The 21,567-nt window shown below is 62.8% G+C and carries 17 protein-coding genes; 14 read left to right on the top strand and 3 right to left on the bottom strand.

Annotated elements, in window-relative coordinates; all coding sequences use genetic code 11:
• Positions 1-140: 140 nt before the first annotated feature.
• Entirely contained in the window at positions 141-1,097 is a 957-nt protein-coding gene (locus F8O02_RS07525; RefSeq protein ID WP_218859615.1) for a tRNA pseudouridine synthase A, read from the top strand.
• Between the two features lie 104 nt (positions 1,098-1,201).
• On the opposite strand, the gene F8O02_RS07520 is transcribed toward F8O02_RS07525, so the two are convergent.
• Positions 1,202-1,450, bottom strand: a complete 249-nt coding sequence (locus tag F8O02_RS07520; protein ID WP_158036639.1) for a YbdD/YjiX family protein — start codon at positions 1,448-1,450, stop codon at positions 1,202-1,204.
• Positions 1,447-3,783, bottom strand: a complete 2,337-nt coding sequence (locus F8O02_RS07515; protein WP_158036638.1) for a carbon starvation CstA family protein — start codon at positions 3,781-3,783, stop codon at positions 1,447-1,449. The genes F8O02_RS07520 and F8O02_RS07515 overlap by 4 nt, the downstream gene beginning before the upstream one ends.
• Positions 3,784-4,224: 441 nt before the next feature.
• On the opposite strand from F8O02_RS07515, the gene rplM reads away from it, so the two are divergent.
• The 3 genes from rplM to glmM are packed head-to-tail and all read left to right on the top strand — an operon-like array spanning position 4,225 to position 6,610.
• The gene (gene rplM, locus F8O02_RS07510; protein ID WP_158036637.1) at positions 4,225-4,671 is read left to right on the top strand and encodes a 50S ribosomal protein L13; all 447 of its coding nucleotides are present in this window, start codon (positions 4,225-4,227) and stop codon (positions 4,669-4,671) included.
• Between the two features lie 26 nt (positions 4,672-4,697).
• Entirely contained in the window at positions 4,698-5,183 is a 486-nt protein-coding gene (gene rpsI / locus F8O02_RS07505; protein ID WP_404821185.1) for a 30S ribosomal protein S9, read from the top strand.
• A gap of 50 nt (positions 5,184-5,233) precedes the next feature.
• Positions 5,234-6,610, top strand: a complete 1,377-nt coding sequence (gene glmM, locus F8O02_RS07500; RefSeq protein ID WP_158036636.1) for a phosphoglucosamine mutase — start codon at positions 5,234-5,236, stop codon at positions 6,608-6,610.
• Between the two features lie 135 nt (positions 6,611-6,745).
• Here the strand turns inward: glmM and F8O02_RS07495 are convergent, their stop codons facing one another.
• Positions 6,746-8,335 carry a bZIP transcription factor gene (locus F8O02_RS07495; protein ID WP_158036635.1) on the bottom strand — a complete coding sequence of 530 codons (1,590 nt, stop codon included), beginning with the start codon at positions 8,333-8,335 and terminating at the stop codon, positions 6,746-6,748.
• A 517-nt stretch (positions 8,336-8,852) separates the two neighbouring features.
• On the opposite strand from F8O02_RS07495, the gene F8O02_RS09250 reads away from it, so the two are divergent.
• From F8O02_RS09250 to F8O02_RS07445, 10 genes are all read left to right on the top strand, one after another.
• Positions 8,853-10,196: a C40 family peptidase gene (locus tag F8O02_RS09250; RefSeq protein ID WP_218859613.1), complete on the top strand. Its 1,344-nt coding sequence runs from the start codon at positions 8,853-8,855 to the stop codon at positions 10,194-10,196.
• A 445-nt stretch (positions 10,197-10,641) separates the two neighbouring features.
• Positions 10,642-12,198, top strand: coding sequence for a hypothetical protein (locus tag F8O02_RS07485; protein WP_158036634.1), 1,557 nt, complete (start codon positions 10,642-10,644; stop codon positions 12,196-12,198).
• Between the two features lie 282 nt (positions 12,199-12,480).
• Positions 12,481-13,728 (top strand): mannose-6-phosphate isomerase, class I, encoded by a 1,248-nt coding sequence (manA, locus tag F8O02_RS07480; RefSeq protein ID WP_158036633.1) that lies wholly within the window; start codon positions 12,481-12,483, stop codon positions 13,726-13,728.
• Between the two features lie 146 nt (positions 13,729-13,874).
• Positions 13,875-15,254, top strand: a complete 1,380-nt coding sequence (locus F8O02_RS07475) for a sugar transferase (RefSeq protein ID WP_179416378.1) — start codon at positions 13,875-13,877, stop codon at positions 15,252-15,254.
• Between the two features lies 1 nt (position 15,255).
• Positions 15,256-16,086, top strand: coding sequence for a glycosyltransferase (locus F8O02_RS07470; RefSeq protein WP_158036631.1), 831 nt, complete (start codon positions 15,256-15,258; stop codon positions 16,084-16,086).
• A 5-nt stretch (positions 16,087-16,091) separates the two neighbouring features.
• The gene (locus F8O02_RS07465) at positions 16,092-17,123 is read left to right on the top strand and encodes a glycosyltransferase (protein ID WP_179416376.1); all 1,032 of its coding nucleotides are present in this window, start codon (positions 16,092-16,094) and stop codon (positions 17,121-17,123) included.
• A gap of 83 nt (positions 17,124-17,206) precedes the next feature.
• Positions 17,207-18,220, top strand: a complete 1,014-nt coding sequence (locus tag F8O02_RS07460) for a polysaccharide pyruvyl transferase family protein (RefSeq protein ID WP_158036629.1) — start codon at positions 17,207-17,209, stop codon at positions 18,218-18,220.
• Complete coding sequence (locus F8O02_RS07455) at positions 18,210-19,688, top strand: lipopolysaccharide biosynthesis protein (RefSeq protein ID WP_158036628.1); 1,479 nt, start codon at positions 18,210-18,212, stop codon at positions 19,686-19,688. Before F8O02_RS07460 ends, F8O02_RS07455 begins: the two co-directional genes overlap by 11 nt.
• Before the next feature lie 11 nt (positions 19,689-19,699).
• Positions 19,700-20,917, top strand: a complete 1,218-nt coding sequence (locus F8O02_RS07450; RefSeq protein ID WP_158036627.1) for an EpsG family protein — start codon at positions 19,700-19,702, stop codon at positions 20,915-20,917.
• A gap of 216 nt (positions 20,918-21,133) precedes the next feature.
• Positions 21,134-21,567 (top strand): transposase family protein (locus F8O02_RS07445; RefSeq protein WP_158036626.1); only part of this gene is annotated, 434 nt, incomplete at its 3' end.

Raw genomic sequence — 21,567 nt, 5'->3', positions numbered from 1 at the left:
CCGCGCTGGCGGGCCGCCCGTTCGTGCTGTCCGGGGCCGGTCGCCGGACGGCGTGCCGGCCGCCCGCGTAGGGGTGGCCGGGGATGCCGGCCCGGCACGGCCGGGCGCACACACGATGACGACGACGGAGAAGAGGACGGATGACGGGCATCGAGCATGAGGCTGACACCGCCGCGGTGCGGCTGCGCATCGACCTCGCCTACGACGGCACCGACTTCGCCGGCTGGGCTCGGCAGCCAGGTCGCCGGTCGGTGCAGGGGACCCTCGAGGACGCCCTGGCGCTCGTGCTGCGCGTACCCGTGCGCACGGTGGTCGCCGGTCGCACCGACGCCGGCGTGCACGCGACCGGGCAGGTCGTGCACGCGGACGTGCCCGCCGGGCGACTGCGCGACCTGCTGCGGAACCGGCCATCGCACCGTGGCGGCGCGGCGAGACGGGAGCGACCGCAGCATCCTGCCGCAGCAGCGCCGGACGACATGGCGGGCGAGCTGGGCGAGGCGGCCGAGCGGCTGGGCTCCCGGCTGCGCAACGCGCTCGGTCGCACGCCGGATCTCGCCGTGCACCACGTCACAATCGCGCCGCCGGGGTTCGACGCGCGGTTCTCGCCGCTGTGGCGTGAGTACTCCTACCGCGTGTGCGACGACCGTGCGGCGTGGAACCCGCTGCTGCGGCGGCATGTGCTGCTGTGGCCGCGTCCGCTGGACGGGCAGGCGATGGACGAGGCGGCCGGACTGCTGCCGGGCCTGCACGACTGGCGCGCGTACTGCCGACCACGGGAGGGCGCGACGACGATCCGGCAGCTGCACCGGTTCACGTGGCGGAGGGAGGCGGACGGCACGCTCGTCGCCACCGTGCGCGCCGACGCGTTCTGCCACCACATGGTGCGCTGTCTGGTCGGCGCGACGATCGCGGTGGGGGAGGGGCGGCTCGCCGCCGCCGATCTCGTGGCCATGCGCGACGGGCGGCCGCGCGGGCACAGCTACGCGATGGTCGCGGGCACCGGGCTCGTGCTGACCGGGGTGGGGTATCCCCCGGCCGAGCGGCTCGCCGAACGGGCGGTGCAGACACGGGCGAGACGGCCGGGGCTCGAGGACTGACCCGGGCCGAGACGGCCGGGGCTCGAGGGGCTCTCCGAGGTCGAGTCCGCTCGAGAGCGGGTGGCCGCACTGCACAGCGGGCGATGCCGCCGCCCGCACCCCTCTCAGCAGCAGCGCGCGCTCGGGTGGCGATCCTCCTCGTCGGCCTGCCACCGCCAGAACTCGCGCTCGGTCATGACGGGGCGACCCGGATGATGCGCCCGCTCATGCGCCACGTAGCTCTCGTACGCGTTCGCGCCGAGCATGCCGCGCAGCATCCGGGGCACCCAGGCGGCCAGAGCGCGCAACCGGTCGAGCACCGGGCCGTCGTGATGGCCGGCGGCCCCGGCGGCTGGTGAGCCCCTCCCGCTCATCCGCTGACCTGTACTTTCAGATCCTCCGGCGGAACCTTCGCCCAGGCCTTCTCGAGCGCGCGCTCCTCCGGCGTGGGGACGAGCCCGCTGGGCGCGTACGTCTCGCTCGCCACCGGCTGCGGCTCGGTCGTCGGCAGGCCGTCGTGCCGCCAGGCCTGCACGATCTTCACCAGCGCGGCCACCACGACGGTGATCGTCAGCAGCGCGAACAGGATCGACAGCGTGCCCTGCACGGCGGTGTTGCGGATCGTCGCCTCGAACGTGGTGATCTGCGCGGCGATCTTGTCATCGGCGATCGCCGTGCCGGCGACCGTGCCGGAGGAGCGCAGCTCGTCGAGCTTCGCCTGGGCGGCGAGGTGGTTCGCCCAGTAGCCGATCTTCGGGTCGCTGCTGAAGATCTTGTACCAGGAGCCGGTGAGCGTCACCACGAGGTCGAACAGCAGCGGAACCACGACGATCCACAGGTAGCGGAAGATCTTCCGCCCCCGCTTGGCGAGCACCGCGGCGCTCACCGCCAGGGCCACCGCGGCGAGAAGCTGGTTGGCCACGCCGAACAGCGGGTAGAACGTGTTGATGCCACCCAGCGGGTCGGTGACGCCGAGCACGAGGATGTACCCCCACGCAGCGACCATGATCGCGGTGGAGACCCAGATGCCGGGCTTCCAGTTGCTGTCGTGGAACCGGGGCCAGAGGTTGCCCACGGCCTCCTGCAGCTGGAACCGGGCGACGCGTGTTCCTGCGTCCACCGCGGTGAGGATGAACAGCGCCTCGAACATGATCGCGAAGTGGTACCAGAACGCCTTGAACCCCGGGGTGAGGCTGTGCATGATCTCGGAGATGCCGACGGCCAGCGTCGGTGCGCCTCCGGTGCGGGAGACGACGGTGGTCTCGCCCACACCCTCGGCGACCTGCTGCAGCGCGCTGCCTTCGACGTGCACGCCGGTGAGTCCCAGCGAGTTGACGAAGGCCGCCGCCCCCTCGACGGTGCCGCCTGTGGCCGCGGCCGAGGAGTTCATCGCGAAGTAGATGCCCCGGTCGATGGAGAGCGCTGCGACGAACGCCATCAGCGCGACGAGCGATTCCATGAGCATGCCGCCGTAACCGATGAAGCGGGTCTGGCGCTCCTTGTGCACCATCTTTGGTGTGGTCCCCGACGAGATGAGCGCGTGGAACCCGGAGAGGGCGCCGCACGCGATCGTGATGAACAGGAACGGGAACAGCGGCCCGCTGAACACCGGCCCGTCGGAGCGGGATGCGAACTCGCTGAGCGCGGGCACGTGCAGATCCGGGCGCACCAGGACGATCGCGACCGCGAGCAGCAGGATCACGCCCACCTTCATGAACGTCGACAGGTAGTCGCGCGGGGTCAGCAGCAGCCACACGGGCAGGATCGCGGCGACGAAGCCGTAGATGATGATCGCCCAGGCGAGGGTGACGCCGTCCAGGTGCAGGAACTGCTGGCCGAACGACGAGGTCGAGATGGGGCCGCCGAGCACGATCGCCGCCAGCAGTAGCACGAATCCGATGATCGAGGTCTCGAGGATGCGTCCCGGCCGCAGATAGCGCAGGTACACGCCCATGAACAGGGCGATCGGGATCGTCATGCCGACGCTGAACACGCCCCACGCGCTCTGGCTGAGCGCGTTGACCACGACGAGCGCGAGGATGGCGACGATGATCACCATGATCGACAGCGTCGCGAGGATGGCGGCCGCGCCGCCCACACGGCCCAGGTCGTCGCGGGCGATCTGGCCGAGGGAGCGTCCGCCGCGCCGCATCGAGATGAACAGGACCACGTAGTCCTGCACCGCGCCGGCGAAGATGACGCCGAGGATGATCCACAGCGTGCCGGGCAGGTAGCCCATCTGGGCGGCGAGCACGGGGCCGACCAGCGGGCCGGCGCCGGCGATGGCCGCGAAGTGGTGTCCGAACAGGACGCGCCGGTCGGTGGCGACGAAGTCACGGCCGTTGGCCGCGTACTCGGCCGGCGTCGCGCGGCGGTCGTTCGGACGCAGCAGGTGCCGCTCGATGTACTTCGAGTAGAAGCGGTAGGCGATGAGGTATGAGGCGATGCCCGCGAACACGAACCAGATGCCGTTGATGGACTCGCCGCGGCTGAGCGCGATGACCGACCAGCCGAGTGCGCCGATCAGACCGATCGCGATCCAGAGGATGATCTTGCCAACCGTCCAGCGCGGGTGGCCGAGCGGTTCGGGGGCGACCGCGGTGGGCGGCAGCTTCGGGTCGGAGACGAGCTGTGACTCATCCCACTCCGTGGGCGGGGTCTCGGGTCTCGCTGCGGACGCGGCGGCCGAGGATGTCGTCGTTGACATGCACATTCTCCTTCGAATGTCGGGTCGTGCCGTCGTCGTGGCCTCGCACGGATGGGTCGTGCGCCGGCGAGGCGGCGGTGGGAATCATGGTAGGCACACCTGATTCCCGGGAGCAACGACTGCCATGCTGCGGCGCGCAGGATGCGGTGCGGGCGGGATCGGGATTGACCCGGTCATGGCGGAACAGGTAGAGTTGTGCGTTGGTATGCGCGGACTGTGTGCCGGCGTCGAGCGGTTGGGCGTCGCAGGCTGATCGTGCTGCCCGACTTGAGCCCTCCACCGTCTGTATTCACATGGGGAGCGGCTGCGGAGTCGTCCGGTCGGCGGCGGATGCCGCCAGGTCGGATGGCCGACGCATGAGCGTCGACCCCGCGGCCTCACTCACGGGAATCGCATCGGAGCGGGATTCACGACCACCTCAAATCGAGAGAGAGACAGCTAGTGACACGCACGTACTCGCCGAAGGCCGGCGAAATCAAGCGCAACTGGGTCATCGTCGACGCCACCGATGTGGTGCTCGGCCGTCTGGCCAGCCACGTCGCCAACCTCCTGCGCGGCAAGAACAAGCCGACGTTCGCCCCCCACATCGACACGGGCGACTATGTCATCGTGATCAACGCAGAGAAGGTCGCGCTCGCGCATGGCAAGGCGCAGAAGAAGATCGCCTGGCGGCACTCCAACTACCCGGGCGGCATCAGGGGGGTGCAGTACACCGACCTGCTCGCGGAGAACCCCGAGCGCGCCATCGAGAAGGCCGTGCGCGGCATGCTCCCGAAGAACCGTCTGGGCCGGCAGCAGTTCACCAAGCTGAAGGTCTACCGTGGCGCCGAGCACCCGCACGCCGCGCAGAAGCCGGTTCCGTACACCTTCGACCAGATCGCCCAGTGAGCGGCGCCGAGAGACTTCAGGAGAACATCGTGGCAGAGAACACCGAAACCCTCACCTCGTACAGCACGTCGACCCCGGAGACCCAGGGCGAGGAGACCGTCGAGCGGGCCCCGCGCGACATGAGCGTGCCCGGCGCCGGCGTCGGCCGCCGCAAGGAGGCCATCGCCCGCGTGCGGCTCGTCCCGGGCAGCGGCGAGTTCACGGTCAACGGCCGTGCCCTCGACGAGTACTTCCCGAACAAGCTGCACCAGCAGCTGATCAAGGATCCGCTGACGCTGCTCGGCCTCGAGACCGCGTACGACATCAGCGCCCGCATCAACGGCGGCGGCCCCTCGGGGCAGGCCGGCGCGCTGCGGCTCGCGATCGCTCGCGCCCTCAACGAGATCGACCGCGACAACAACCGACCCGAGCTGAAGAAGGCCGGGTTCCTGCGTCGTGACGACCGCGCCGTCGAGCGCAAGAAGGCCGGTCTCAAGAAGGCCCGCAAGGCTCCGCAGTACTCGAAGCGCTGATCCCGGCCCACCCGGAATCGTTCACACGGAATCCAGGGACTGGAGCTGCTTTGCCTCGACTCTTCGGCACCGACGGTGTTCGCGGCCTCGCGAATCGCGACCTTACGGCCGATCTCGCGCTGCACCTCGCTCAGGCGGGTGCGCGTGTCCTCGGCGCGGAGGCACGGTCCGCGGGGCGCAGACCCCGTGCAGTGTTGGGGCGTGACCCTCGGATCTCCGGGCAGTTCTTGGGCGCCGCCGTCGCCGCAGGCCTCGCCAGCGGCGGCGTCGACGTGCAGGACGCCGGCGTCATCCCGACGCCCGCGACCGCGTTCCTCGTCGCTGACTCGGACGCTGACTTCGGCGTGATGATCTCGGCGTCGCACAACCCGGCGCCGGACAACGGCATCAAGTTCTTCGCCCGCGGCGGGCTCAAGCTTCCCGACGCGGTGGAGGACGCCATCGAGGTCGAGCTCGACCAGCCCAAGCTCGCCCCGATCGCCGGGGAGGTCGGCCGCATCAGCGCCTTCGCCGATGCGGAGGACCGCTACCTGCTGCACCTGTTGAGCACGCTGCCTCCGGCCGCACCGGCGCTGGGCGGCATTCGCATGGTGCTCGACTGCGCCAACGGGGCCTCCTCCGGAGTGTCGCCGCAGGCGTTCACCGACGCGGGGGCGAAGGTGGTCGAGCTGATCGGCGCCGACCCCGACGGGCTGAACATCAATGACGGCGTGGGGTCGACGCACCTCGAGCGGCTGCAGGCCGCGGTCGTCGCCAACCACGCGCAGGTCGGCATCGCGCACGATGGTGACGCCGACCGCTGCCAGGCGATCGACGAGAACGGCCGCATCATCGACGGGGATCAGATCATGGCGATCCTCGCGCTCTCGCTGCACGAACGGGGTCAGCTGCCCGGCGACACGCTCGTGTGCACCGTGATGAGCAATCTCGGCCTGCACCGAGCGATGGAGCGCGCCGGCATCGAGGTGCGACAGACCTCTGTCGGCGACCGGTACGTGCTCGAGGAGCTCAACCGCTCGGGACTCGGCTTCGGCGGCGAGCAGTCCGGGCACGTCATCTTCCGCCGCTTCGCCACCACCGGCGACGGTATTCTCACCGGTCTGCAGCTGCTGAGCGTCATGGCGGCGACCGGCAAGCCTCTCTCGCAGCTCGCCGACGAGGCGATGTCCGTCTACCCGCAGACACTCATCAACGTGCGTGGGGTGGACAAGACGAAGCTTGCCGGCGACCCCACGATCAAGTCGGCCGTCGCCACGGCCGAGGATGCCCTCGGCGACCAGGGCCGCGTGCTGCTGCGCCCCAGCGGCACCGAGCCGCTCGTGCGCGTGATGGTCGAGGCGAGCGACGAGACCACCGCTCGCGAGTGGGCTGAACGGCTCGCCGACGTGGTGCGCGAGAGCCTGCCGGCGCTCGAGCCGGTGGCGTGACGCTCGCCGCGTCTGTGCTCGTGGGTTGAGCGGCCTCACCCGAGGTGGTGGTCGAGCGGCCCGCGCGTGCGGCGGCCACCTGCCACAGGCCCGACTGGCTGGCAGCGCTTCCGCTGCTCAGCGGGGCATGGTCGCTCAGTGGGCTCCGCGCATCATGATCGCCAGCGCCTCGCGCAGCACCTCCTGCTCGTGTTGCAGGCGAGAGATCTCCCGACGCAGCCGGGCGTTTTCGGCGGTGAGCGCGTCGAGGGAGTGCTGCTCGGCCGTCTGCCGGCTCTTTGCCGACTCCACCTGAGCCGGTCGAGCGGCCTCCGTCTGGCCGAAGAGCGCATCGCCTCCCGGTGGGACGATCCGCGGCGTGACGGCGATGGCATCTGCAGCGCCGAAGGTGAGGTCGCTCGTCACACCGGACAGCTGGTCAGTGGTGGGGGACGCTGCAGACGGCCCTGCCGCAGGAGCCACAAGATCGGCGGTGGTCTCATCTGCGCCGGCCGCCGGGGACTCTGCGTCTGCCCCCGTGAACGGTGCGGTGCCAGCCGTCGCGAACGGCACGGCGGGCTGTTCCACGGCAGAGGCGGTCGCGAGAAGATCCCATGGCGTGAGCGGGTGAGGCGTTTCGACGTGCGCGTCGAGACTGGCCCCGAACCCGGCAGCCCCAGCCCCGGCCATGACTCCGGCCTCAGCCCCACGGTCAGCTCCGGCCCCACGGTCACCCGCGGCGGCCTCGGTCGAGATGATGTCTGCTCCGGTCTGCCCGGCCGGCGCCCCGATCCCGAACGTCGGCGCGAGCGGGGAGTCCACCGGCAGGGCCGGCGGAGCGAAGGGCACCTCGACGTGACCATGTGACAGCGGCTCGCCTGCCCCCGCCGGGCCGAATACGGGTCCGCCGGATCCGGGCTGGCTGAACCCGGCCTCGTCGGACTCCGGCCGCCCTGACCCGGGCTCGCCGACCCCGGTCTCGTCGAACTCGGTCTGCCCCGACTCAGTCTCGTCGCCCCATGGGCGCCCTGACCCGGCCTCGCCGAACCGAGCCCCGTCAGCCCCACCAGCCGAGGACGCGAGTCCCACCAGCGCGGGGAAGCGAGGCGCAGGCAGGTCGGTCACCATGGTGCCGAGCTCGCGCTTGGCGTTCTCGTGCGCCTCGGCCTCGCTCGCGGCGGCGTGTGCGGCCTCCTCCGCGGCAAGCCGCTCGGCCTGCCGGGCGGTCTGCGTCGAGGTGCGGCGGGCCTCCTCGAGAGCGGCGCGCACGACGTCCTTCTTCGGCAGGTGCACCTGCCCGGCGTTCTCCTCGAGCCGGCGCATCACGGCGCGCACGACCCGGTCGATGACGTTGTTCCAGTAGGTGGTGCGGTGGGCGGCGACCTTGTTGACCTCGACGTCGACGCGGGTGAGCACGTCGTGCAGTTCGGCCACGCGGGCGCTGGGGATGCCGGTGACCGGCTCGCCCCGGCGGGCGTTGTCGAACGCGACGATCACCGCGTGGCTGTCGGTGTGCAGCACGATGTGCTCGGCGTCGCGATGGGCGAGCACGGCGGCGATCGCGGCGAGCACCTCGAGCTGGTTGACCGAGGGCGCCTTGCGCATGCCGATCCAGTGCTCGGGGGTCTCGTCGTCGGCGCAAGGCCGCAGCCAGCCGTACACGCCGCGCTTCGCACGCGGGTCGAACGAGGCATCGGTGTAGCACACCACGTTCGGGTCGGCTGGCTTCGTCTTCTGCGGTCTCATCGCGTTCAACTGTACCCGGAGCGTGCGACAGCCGGCCGCCCCGGTGGCCCGGCTCCGCAGGGATGCTGCACGCCGCCCGGTGGGTGGTCGGCGCCATGTTGATGCCGGAGGGCGTCACGCTAAGGCGTCCCGTCAGCCGCATCCCCGCCCGTGCGATGCCGAGCACACAACGTAGCCAGTGGCATCACCGGGCTTCACTCCCGCCCCGACGCCATCCCTGTGTGCACACCTCCATGCCCTCCCGCCCGTGCCACCTCAGCCACTTCCCGCTCGCGCCACGGTGAGTAGCCCTCCACGGAGCGTGCGAACCGGCCGCCAGCAGCCCCCGCACCCCCGATTCAGCTTCAAGTTGAGCTTGAGTTTTCAGACACGCCGCGATGCTGATTGGCCGCGGCTGCGACTTAAACTAATGGAGATCCGGTTCCGAAAGCGCAGCGTCGATGGGGCGAGGCCGCTGGCCCGCCCCGACACGGTCGCCCGCAGTCCGGGTCGCCCACGTCACGCACGAGGAGGAACTGTGAAGTCACGCGTCATTCCAGGTGCCAGTGCCATCGGGCTCACGCTCGCGGCAGTGCTGTGGAGCGGAGTGCCGGCGGTGGCCGATCCGGTCGACGAGCCCTCGTGGGACGAGATCAACGCCGCCGCCAACGACCCCACCCAGCGTGACGCCCTCGTCAACCGCGTGCAGGCCGCACTCGACGACCTCGAGAGCAAGTACGAGCAGGCGGCGAGCGCTCGCGATGACGCCAGGACGCAGAGCGCGAGCGTCCAGCAGCAGCTCACCGATGCGATCGGCTCGTTCCTCGATCTCCAGCAGCAGGTCAACGACGCCCAGACGCAGGCGGACGCCTCGAAGAAGAGGGCCGGCCAGGTCGCCGCCCAGCTCAGCCGCGGCGGCGGCTCGGCGACCAGCGCGCAGCTCGCGTCTGTCGCGGGGGTCGAGTCGGCGGACGAGGCGCTCAGCCGGCTGAGCTCGCTCGGCAAGCTCGGCGGCGACCTCGGTGCCCAGGTGGACGCGGCGATCGCGGATGCGAACACGCTCACCTCGTTGCGCGACCAGATGCAGCAGCAGCAGGATGCGCTGCAGCAGCTCGCCGACGAGTACGACCAGCGGACGCAGGACGCGGAGTCGAAGGTGCAGCAGGCGTACGACCTGTTCACGAGCCAGACGGACGAGGTGGTGCAGCTCAAGGCCCAGCTCGCGCAGCTGCAGGGCGGCGACGTCGAGCAGGCGAAGCAGCAGGCACAGACCGAGCGGACGCAGCAGGCCCAGCAGATCGCGCCGGTCTCGGCGGGCGACGAGGCCGACGACCAGACCGGCGCGGTGCCTGCCGTGCAGCAGGCGGCGCCGACGGTGGTCGCCACGCCCTCGACGAGCTCGTCGAGGGCGGCCTCGAACAGCTCCCAGTCGTCGAGCAGCAGCTCCGCGTCGAAGCCCGCGGCATCCACGTCGAAGCCGGCCTCGAACAGCTCCTCCTCGTCGTCGTCGAGCAGCTCCAGCAGTGCCTCGACCGGCAGCAGGGGCGCCGCGATCGTCGCGTATGCCAGGCAGTTCATCGGCACGCCCTATGTGTGGGGTGGCACCACGCCGGCGGGCTTCGACTGCAGTGGGTTCACCAGCTACGTCTATGCACACAATGGCATCTCGTTGCCCAGGGTCTCGCAGTCGCAGATGAACGTCGGGTACGCAGTGAGCGACTCTGCCGCGCAGCCGGGCGATCTCGTCTGGATGAGTGGCGGCGGCCACGTGGGCATCTACATTGGCGGCGGTCTGGTTATCCACTCGCCCAAGCCCGGCGACGTGGTGAAGATCACCCCGCTGAGCGTCTGGTCGAGCCACGGCGTGCGCCGCGTGTTCTGACCTCGCGGCCTGGTGATGTCCGGCCTCCTGTAGATCGGCGTCATGGTCACTGCGATGGCGGATGCTCCGGCGCCGCAGGGGTGCCTGCCGCGCCGGCCGTGATGACCGCGGCCTCGTGCGACCTCGCTGCTCCCAGCCAGTTGCTCTGGCAGCTCAGTGCCGGATGATCTGACCTCGGCGCGGGCGCTTCGGCGCCTGCCGATCGAGGTCACCGGCTGTGTGTTCCATGTGCGCTGCGGCGTGTCGCATCCGGGGGATGCATTCCTCGATGAATGTCGCTATTGTTGGTGACTGCCCGGAGTTCCGCGTCTTCCCCCCCTGACTGGAGCTCCGGGCACTTTCATGTTCGATTCCCACCCGGCATGCTCGGGGGTTTCTCCCCATGCTGGTCCGGCGACGGTCAGGGTACCCTTGTCCTGGTCGCTTCAGGGGGAGGGATGAGTCGATGAGTGAGCAGGACTCGAACGGGACGTCGAACGCTGGGGCGTCGTCGCACCCGGAGCGCGTCGACGCGGTGTCGGTGGATTCGACGTCGGTCGGTCAGAACGCACCCGCAGGGTTTCCCAACATGTTCAAGGGCATGCCTCCGGTGTCGTCGGCCGCGGCGAGCAAGGCCCCGGTGAACGGCTCGGACGCAGCCGCAGGCGTCTTCTCGCAACACGCGATACCCGACCAGATCCCGCAGCCGGATGCATACCCGGCTCAGACAGCCCCTGCCCAGATCCCGCAGCCTGATGCGAATTCACGCCTGGCCGCACATGCCCAGTACCCACAGCCCGATGTGTACTCAGGCCAGGTTCCGCAGCCCGGGGCGTACCCGCCTGCCGACATCCCGATGCCGCCCGCGGGCGGGCAGCCACCGTACGGCACAGCGCCTGGTGACATGTTCGGGTGGGAGGCCGCTACGCCGCAGAAGTCGCAGGCGAAGCGCGGGTGGATCATCGCCCTCGTGATCGTCGTGATGCTCGGGCTGCTCGTGGGCGGCGGGTTCATCTTCCGTGCGGTGAAGAACACCTCCACCTACGGGCCCGAGGCGAAGGCCCGAGAGTACCTGCAGGCGGTGGTGGATGGTGACGTCGACACGGTCGTGTCGATGGCGGCACCGAATGTCACGAATGCCGCGCGCGCCCTGCTGAACAAAGATATCTACGCCGCGTCGGCGAAGCGGCCGAGCGACTTCTCGATCGATGACACCGTCGTCTCCGGCGCGGATGCGACGGTGTCTGCCTCGGTCACCCTCGACGGCAAGTCGTACCCGATGACACTGACCCTGCACAAGACCGGCACCGCCGACGTGATCTTCGACGCATGGCAGCTGACGGACGGCGGGCTCGGCTCCGTCCAGGTGGCGTCTCCGGAATCGGTCACGACCGTCAACGGCGTCGCGGTCTCGCTCTCCAGCGGTGACGAGATGCCGGTGCTGCCGGGGAAGTACACCTTCACCCCGCAGAAGACGAGCCAGTACATCACCTTCGGCGACCCGGTCACAATCAGTGTGGTGCCCGGCGACACGGACACACAGGCGGTCGCGTTCGGCCAGTCCTGGACAGAGGCGGGGCGTCAATACGCGGTCAACGCGGTCAACCAGCGCATCAGTGGATGTCTGGCCTCGGACCATTTCGAGCCGGACGGTTGCAAACATCTCAAGATGAATGACCCCGGCTATGCCGTCACCGGCATCACCCGTACGTGGTCGAGCGCCCCGACGGTGACGTTCAAGGATGGCGCGGACACCGCATCATCGTCGAACTCCGGATCGTTCAGCTTCGGGAGCGGCTCGTCGAACGCGTGGGCGGATGAGGATCTGGCACAGAACGGTTTGACCGGTTCGGTCGTCGTCTCCGGTGGCGACCTGCACATCGACTACAAGTGGCGGGTCACCGAGGAACAGGACTGGATGAGTGACACCGCGGTGGACGACAACGTCTTCTCCGGGCACACGGTCGTCGCCGTCACGGTCGGTGCGAACGGCACACCGCAGCTCGAGTTCGGGCAGTTCTAGGCGCCTGGCCCGAAACGGGCGGAACACATCGGGCATGAGCCCATGTGCCGGGCGGCTCAAAGGGGCACATGACGTCGCTGGTGCTGGGCAGGCCCATGGGATTCATCCCAGCGTGGCGGGTGACCTGAGGGCGAGCCGGGGGTGAATCACGACGCCGGCTGTGATGACCGTTTAGAGTTCCACACTTTGTGTGTCATACGGATGCCCTAGACTTTCGTGGGGTCATCGTGGGGAGAACGTCCGGCCGGTGCCGGCAGGCGGTGACCGGGGACAAGGGGAGACATGGCGTTCGTCATTGACAACGAGCCGCGCGCGTACGATTGGGGCGCGCCGGGGGCGCTCGGCAGGCTGCGCGGGAGTGTCTCCCGGGCCTTCCACACGGGCACGTCGATCGACGGCGTGTTCCCGGTCACGGATGCAGACGCCCCGGAGGCGGAGCTGTGGCTGGGCACGCACCCGGCCTGGCCGTCGGTCGTCGCGGAGGGGCCGCGTGCCGGGCAGTCGCTGCCCACGGCGCTCGCGGCGGAGGGCCGGCCGGTCGACGTGGGGTTCCTGCTGAAGCTGCTGGCGATCGAGCGGCCGCTGAGCGTGCAGGTGCACCCGGATGCCGTTCAGGCCCGGGCCGGGTTCGCCCGGGAGGAGGCCGCAGGGGTGCCGATCGACGCCCCACAGCGCGAGTACCGCGACCCCAATGCGAAGCCCGAGATGATCTTCGTGCTGAGTGATGTGTTCGAGCTGTGCGCCGGGTTCCGACCTGCGGAGGAGATCGCCGCGGATGTCGAGGTACTTGCCGCGCTCGACACCGACCCAGCCTGGTCTGGCCTGCTTGCCGCGCTCGCGGACGAGGCGCCGATCGAGGCGGCCGCGCACCGGCTGCTCGACGCCGACCGGGCTGGCGCCCGGCGGGCCACAGCCCGTCTGCAGCACCTGCATGATGCGGGTCGGCTCACCGGTGCCCTGCCCGATGAGACGCGGGGCGCGTTGCTGGCCCGGCTGCTCGAGACGTACCCCGGTGACCCGGGCACCGCGTTCAGCCTGCTGCTGCACCACCAGCGGCTGCAGCGCGGCCAGGCCGCATACCTGCGGCCCCGCACTCCCCACTTCTACATCAGCGGTGTGGGCGTGGAGCTCATGGGGCCGAGTGACAACGTGCTGCGTGCGGGGCTCACTTCGAAACACGTGGACGCCGCCGAGCTGCTGCGCGTGCTCGACTTCGACGCCGAGGGGCCCGAGCGCCTGTTCGAGTATCACAAGGGGCCGATGACGGTCTTCCACGCCGCCGGCGCCGGCCTGCGTCTCGCCTTCACCCGTGCACACGCACAGGGGGCGATCGACGTGCCGTTCCACGACGGCGACATCGCCTACGTGCTGCGCGGCGCGCTCACGCTCGTGAACACCGATGGCACCGTGCAGCACCTCGGCACCGGGCAGGCGGCGCTGCTCGTGGATGTCGCCCGTGCCGAGTTCGCCGACGACGCCGAGGGGCACGGGATGGTGCTTGTCGCCGGCGCTACCGAGGTCGTGGCATGAGCGGCACTGTGCATTCACAGCCGGATGCTCCGGCCGCGGCGCCCGAGACAGCGTCTGTCGCTGGCCAGTGTGAGACTCGACAGCGGGCGACCACCCGCCGCGCCCTGCACCATTACGTGCACGCGCTGTTCTGGTCCGATGCGGCTGTGATCACCTTGGCCATGGTCGTCGCCCACCTGGTGCGTTTCGGTCCGGCGGATCAGGACGTGACGGTCTTCGGCGCGTTCAGCCAGGTGCCGCTCAGCTACCTGCCGTTCTCGATTCTGGGCGGCCTCGCTTGGCTGCTGCTGCTCGGCGCGTACCACACCTATGACGAGAGCCGGCTGGGATCGGGCACCGATGAGTACAAGCGGGTGGCTGGAGCAACCTTGGTGTATTTTGGGGTGCTCGCGATCGGCAGCTACCTGCTCAAGGTGCAGTTCGCTCGTGGGTACTTCCTGATCGCGCTGCCGGTGGGATTGCTTCTGCTGCTGATCGAACGGTGGTTGTGGCGGCGGTGGCTCAACCGGCAGCGCACGTTCGGGCGGTTCAAGGTGCCGGCGCTCATCGTGGGCGGGTCAGACACGGCCACGGCGATCGCCCGTGAGCTCACCCGTCGGGGCGATACCGAGTTCGCACTCGTGGGCGCATGCACGGCGAACTCAGTGACCGGGCAGATGCTCGGCGACACCGGGGTGCCCGTGCTCGGTGGGCTTGACGACGCGAAACGACTCATCGCCGAACACGACATCGACACCGTCATCGTCACCGCGTCACGGCACATGACCCCGAAGCGGGTGCGGCGGCTCAGCTGGTCGCTGGAGCCCGGCCGGCGGCACCTGGTCTTGGCGCCAAGTCTCGTCGACGTGGCCGGCCCCCGCATCCACAGCCGTCCAGTGGCGAACCTGCCGCTCATCCATGTGGAGACCCCACGGTTCGACGGCCGCACGCTGCTGATCAAGCGCACGTTCGACATCGTGGCGTCAGGGGTGGCATTGATCGTGCTCTCACCCGTGATGCTCGCTGTGGCCATCGCCGTGAAGACGACATCACCGGGCCCGGTGCTGTTCAGACACAAGCGCATCGGCAAAGATGGTGAGCCGTTCGAGATGTTCAAGTTCCGTTCGATGCGGCAGAACGCCGATCAGGAGCTCAAGTCGCTGCTTGAGAAGCAAGGCACCACGGACAAGCCGCTGTTCAAGATCGAGAACGACCCGCGCATCACAAAGGTCGGACACGTCATCCGCATGTACTCACTCGACGAGCTGCCGCAGTTCATCAACGTGCTGCGGGGCGACATGAGCCTCGTCGGGCCCAGACCGCAGGTGCAGGCGGAGGTCGATCTCTACGACGACGCTGCGGCCAGGCGCCTCAACGTGCGCCCCGGTGTCACAGGCATCTGGCAGGTCAGTGGGCGGTCTGATCTCGAATGGGAGCAGGCGATCCGTCTTGATCTGTACTACGTGGAGAACTGGTCGTTCATCGGCGACATGCAGATCCTCTTCCGCACGGTGAAAGTGCTGTTCAAACCTGAGGGGGCGTATTGACTTGGTCGAACAAGATGGGGGCGAGCTCCCCTCAAAGGAGAAAGCCATGTGGTCGCTGATCACTGTCACTTACAACAGTTCGGATGCAATCAAGAAGCACTGGGCAGGAGATTTCGGCAACAGAAGTGATGTCGAGTGGATTGTCGTGGACAATGCATCGACAGATGACACTGTCGAGGTCGCGAAGTCTCTCGGAGCGAAGGTCGTGGCGAACCGTGTAAACCAAGGTTTCAGTGCAGCGAATAACCTCGGGTATCGAGAATCCCGAGGGACTCACGTTGCGTTCGTCAACCCTGATGTTGAGATCATGGTCGAGGACCTCGCCAGAATGGCTGAGTTTCTGGATGGGCATCCACGGGTGCTAGCTGCCCCACAACTGGTCAACATGGACAGTTCGCTCCAGCCGAACGGGCGAGGGTGGCCCTTCCTGACAGACAAGATACTGCACAGAGTCTTGCCTCGCGCTGTGGCGTCTCGTTACCGGCTGTATGCCAAGCCCGGGGAACTGCGGCAGGTGGTCTGGGCTACTGGGGCTGTTGTTCTGGGGCAACGAAGCACATTTGATGAGCTTCATGGACCGTGGGACGATCACTTCTTCCTGTATTACGAGGACTCGGACGTGTGTCTGCGGGCACGCGCGAAGGGGATACCCACTGTCGTGCTGGGAGACGTCAGGTGGGTGCATGAATGGGCACGAGAGACGACGGGGTTCCGTTTCCTGCCGTGGAAGCGCGAGTTCACATCGATGGTGAAGTTTTACGCGAGATATCCCCGGCTCGTGTTCACAAGCCCTTGGCCGGAGGCACGGAGACGGGGAATGGCTGTCAGATGAGAGTAGTGATTGACGCGCTGGGGGCGACACGGTTCTCTGGCGGGATGATGCTGCACGCCATGGAGATCATCCGGACCTGGCGTGAAGAGTTTCCTGCCGATAGGATGACTGTGGTCGGGGGGAGAGCGCTGCAGCAGAAGCTGGTATCAGTTCCAGACATCAAATTCATAGTATGGAACAATGAACACGTTGCAGGAAGGTCAGTCGGGCAGTTATTCGTTAGTCCTCTCATTGGTCTGCTTCAACGTGCTGATCGTGTGATCTCGCTGAGTCCTATCGTCTCCCCCCTGGTGCCGAAGTCACGAAGCATCTGTTTTCAGCACGACTGGCGCCACATCCGGCGGCCGGAGGAGTTCTCAACCTCGCAGAAGTTGTATCGGAAGCTGTGGGTACTCTCAGCGCGTACGGCTGGGCTGAACGCATGCATCTCGTCAAAAGCGGAGTATGAAACTCATCAAATAGCGCCTGGAGCTAAAACTAAGATTGTCCCGAATGGTTGGGATCACGCACGCCGGTGGGATTTTGACGACAGTTTCCTGTCTGGAATTGGGCCGAATTATGTAGTTACATATGGGCATCATAATAATAAGCGACCTGAGCTTGTGATTGATGCGTGGAAAGGTGTCCCGAAAGAATTTAACTTGGTTGTGCTCGGTGCACGAGGTGAGTATCTAAAATATTTGGAGAAGTATGCTTCCGTTGCGGGGGTGCACGATAGGGTAATTTTCCCCGGCTTTGTTAGTGATGACGAGTACCATTCACTAGTTAAATGGGCAAGTTGTATAGTCCTAGCCTCGAGTGACGAAGGTTTTGGGCTGCCTATCGCTGAAGCCGAGTATTTTGCTATTCCTGCTGTTGTAACAGAAGACATCGGTGTCCTGAACATATTCCCGAGAGCAGTTGTGGCAAAAGTGGAACCTGCGGATATAGGAAAGGCAATTAACACTGCTATCACGAAGGGTCAAGAAAGCCGCAAGGAAGTAGAATTCGTTTCTTGGGTGGATACAGTAAAGAAACTCAGGTATGTGAATATCTGAAGGAGCTATCCCAGGGGTTTAGGGGGTGTACAACCCCCTGTGCGTAATAGGAAGATAGGTCTCTTGTGACTAGTTTTGCTGTGATGGCATACAATACGACAAATATAGGCGATGACGTTCAAAGCGTCGCCGCTGAAGCATATCTCCCCGAGGGTACAGGAAAAACATACGTTTATCGAGATGAAATCGCTAATGATGGTGGTTGGTCATCTGATATGGATAAGATTAAATTGATAGGCAACGCATGGTATGGAGGAAAGAGGTTCAGCTGGCCACCTGCACAACAGTATGATTTTTTACCGATTGCAATGCATATTGAATACGGGAATTCGATTGTTCGAAAGCGATTTGAAAAAGAGCAAAGCTTAAAATACGTGAAAGGTATAGGCGCGCTTGGAGCGAGAGACCTATCTACTCTAAAATATTTACGGAGTTTGGGGCTCAATGCATATTTCTCTGGATGTTTGACCTTGACCCTGCAAAGGATTTCTACGCTTCGTAAGCAGCCCTTCGGCGTAACAGTTGATGTCGACAAAGATGTTGCAAATGCAATATCACAAAGTGCTTCAAAAGATGTAATTCGTTTATCGGCTAATGTCCCTGCAATGAAAAATACTCAGCGGAGGATGCGGATAGCTAGAACCTTATTAGGGATTTATCAATCAGCATCGTTCGTTGTAACCAGTCGTATTCACGTCATGCTTCCATGTCTTGCGCTCGGTACACCTGTGGTTTTTGTGCCACGTGGGAATATGTTCGAACCTAAAAGACTTGAGGGGCTTACTGACTTGAGTCACACTTATATAAGTGCACAAACGTTCCTGGGCGATATACATAGTGGAAAACTAAATCTGGACAAATTTACTAATCCGGTACAACACATCAAACTGCGGAATGATTTAATAGAACGAGTAAGAGGTTTTACTGGAAACCAGCCACGGCCATACGCTGATGTCAACGATTTTTTGATAGATATTTATGATCGACGTGAAATAGCAGATTATTTCAACCGTATTGAATCAACATTCATGATAACGAACAGTTGGAACACATTTAAATATAAAGTGAAGCACAGGCTGCGTCATCATGCTGAATAAAGTGTTATCAACTTATAGCGTGAGATTCGTCGCGCTCGTTGTCAATCTTGCGATTGCTCCCCTGTTTATATGGTCAACTGATCTTCAGGTTTACGGGTTCTATGTGATCTTTTCTACTGTGGCAGTCATGCTCCAACAAGACATGGGGATGACTAATTCCTCAATTCGCTTGCTGGGGATTGCACAAGGAGCAGGCAAGTCTGATCTTATACGTTCAGTTGCCAAGACGACCAAATCTATATTTGCTTCACTTGGCTTGACGGCTGGAATCGTCTACTATTGTATATTAAGTTTTTTCTCAAACAACTTCGGAATCCATGATCTGCTAGATAAACAAATATATCAACTTTCTGCGTTGTATGCGATAGTTGTTATTGTTTCTTTTGTTGTTTCAGCTTACAGGCAAATACTAATCGGTTTGGGGAGTCTAATAGCTTCAAATCTATTACAGATAGCTCAAAACGTCTTTAGAATTTCTTTGATGGTATATGCTTTAGTTTCAGGCTATGGGCTTTTAGGGGTTGGCGTTGCTGAGGCTCTGGTCTCCATTCTGTACTTAGCCTCGGTCGTCATTATGGTCCATAAGCGTTACCCTTTGGCTAGATGCTGGGGCTTTGAATCCAAAATACTTCCTGAGCTATTTACTACAAGTATAAATCTCGTAGTTATACAAGTGAGTGGCTCACTTATCGTGCAATCTGGAAGTCTAATATCGGGATCTATATTCGGTGCACAAGCGGCAGGCCAGTACAATATTGCACAAAAAGTCTATACCTTTGTAAAAGAAGTAACAAACTCTTTGGGATTTGTCGTCTTACCTGATGCAGCCCAAAATATCGGACATGGTGATGTACGCTCTAATGGCATTATCTATATCGCATTTACCGGTATCGGAAATTTACTTATGAACAGCGTTGCAGTTTTAGCAATTGGGTTCATGTCGACTTGGATATCGTTATGGGTCGGAGACTCCTATCATGAAGCAGTTTTACCCGCTCAGATTCTCATTGTATCATTAATTGTTAATGGTATGCATTTAATAGCCATTCCGCTTTTGACTGCTACCGGCCAAACTCGCCCCTATGCGGTTCTTCACTCAATTTGGATGATTTCGGCATTAACTCTTTCGTGGCTCTTAGCCCAACGACTCGAATCCATGGCGGGTGTAGCGCTTGGGGTTATTATTCCCATTATTGTTCTTGAACCCATATATCTTTTCATAGCTATGCGCTTTTTGCATTTACCCTACCGCGATGTTTTCCTGTATGACATCTTAATTCCATTTTCATGGTTTCTAATTGGCATCGTATTGTTCCTTGCAGCTCAAATTGTTAATATATTTGATATCTTCGGCAATGAGTTAGTCGGAGTGTTTGCGTTTTCAGCGTTATGGCTTTTGCTTTCTTTTATGCTATTCCTACGGTTGATTCACCGTTTTGGATTAGCAAAACGTCACTTGCGCTTCTAGGCGACTGAATTATGTATATCGTATATCTTGCTTTTGCAATCTCTGCAATACTCGTCTCTTGTTCTTTCTCGGACCGTATAGCTTCATCTTATGTATTTAAGTTCTTTTGTGGCCTTATTGCTATTGCTATCGTCTCAGTTATCGCTGGAGTCCGCAATCTTGATGTCTCAGGCGGCACTGATGTCTTGGTATACGGTAATCCCATTTTCGACTTTGCTGCAAACTCTTCAACATACGGAGAGTTCGTAAATCAAGTTCAGGGCTATAATCTAGATATCGAATCAGGGTATCTGTTAATCAATTATCTTGTTTCTCGTTTTACGGACAACCCACATGTATACTATGGTCTGTTGTCCTTCTCCATATCTTCGCTGATTTTTTCTGCCGGGTATCTAATCCGTAAGAATCTTTCTCCATTTATATTTTGGTCAACATATCTTCTTACGATATACTTTGAAACTTTCAACCTGCTCCGTCAGAGTATATCTATGGCGATGATTCTCCTGGCAGTTTCCGTATTGCTGGCAAATCCAAAGCGCAAGATTGTTTCCTTGCTTATTGTTATTTCGGCTATATTCTTTCACGCGACGGCAGTTATCGGTCTGCTAATATGGCTGATTGCTCTTTTGCTAATTAAGTCGAAACGCAAACATCGTGTAGCTCTAGTTGTTGTTATTGGTTCTATCATATTGTCTGTTAGTTTTGGTACAATATTTCAAAACTTTTCTTCTTTCTTTGAAGAATCAAAATATCAGGTCTATACTAGCTCTAGTTATGGAGTAGGACGCTCCTTAGGTCTTGGCGCTCTTTATAGGATTCCGTTTGTTGTTCTTTTATACTTATCAATGCGCTCAAAACGCCCAATACAACCTTTTGCAAATTTGCAATTCTCCGATTCGCTCGGAGAATTTCAAAATGTTAAATCCTCTTCTTCGAACGTTGGGACTCGCATAATGGCTTTAATATTTTTAGTTATTTCCCTGATAGAGGCTATCTTACTTCCAATCCGTCTAATCAGCTACCCTTTGTATAGGATTCCACTTTACTTTGGGTTCTTCAGACCCTTTTCTTACTCCTTTATTGCGAAGCGTTTTAAAGACAAACTGAATATATTCCCTCTTTTAATACTAGTTTTCGATTTTTTGTATTTAAATCTTTTAGTCTTTGGTCAGACAGACCTGCAATATCATTCAGATATTCTGTCATCAATTATTAGCGTCTCCATATAAATGCCTTTGCATATTTCGCGTTGGGCGGGCCGTGAGCCGCGAGGAGCTTGTGGAGTTGGTAGTTGTTGTTGGTGAGTCTGCGGGCGACGTGGCGTAAGTATCCAGGCTCTTCGCAGTTGAAGGTGTAGGCGAGGGGCGTCGGCCGGTTCGCAGTTAGAGGTCGAGGTCTTCCAGAATGGAAGTTCCTACGCTGCCCATCCGCCGGAAGACCTCGACATGCACCACCCTACGTTCGCGACCCCTGACCTGACCACGTTCTGCCGCCTCGACGAGCTCGGCCTTCAAGCCGTTGGGCAGCTGCTCGAGCCTGATCGGGCTGTGTTGGAGTGTCGTGTCCTCGACGACGACCCGTGGTGCCGAAAGTGCGGCGCGGAGGGCGTGCCGCGGGACACTGTGACGCGTCCGCTGGCGCATGAGCCGTTCGGGCATCGGCCGACGACGCTGTTGGTGCGGGTGCGCCGGTACCGGTGCGCGCAATGCCGCCGCATCTGGCGGCAGGACACTTCGAAGGCGGCGGCGCCGAGGGCGAAGATCTCCCGCGGTGGTCTCGGGTGGGCGCTGACGGCGATCGTGGTCGACCATCTCACCGTGTCCCGCGCCGCGGCAGGTCTTGGGGTGTCGTGGCATACCGCGAACACCGCGATCCTCGC

The organism is Pseudoclavibacter caeni, assembly GCF_008831125.1.
GTDB lineage: Bacteria > Actinomycetota > Actinomycetes > Actinomycetales > Microbacteriaceae > Pseudoclavibacter_A > Pseudoclavibacter_A caeni.
The sequence above is the reverse complement of the archived record's forward strand: the minus strand, read 5'-3'. Positions and strand labels throughout refer to the sequence as shown.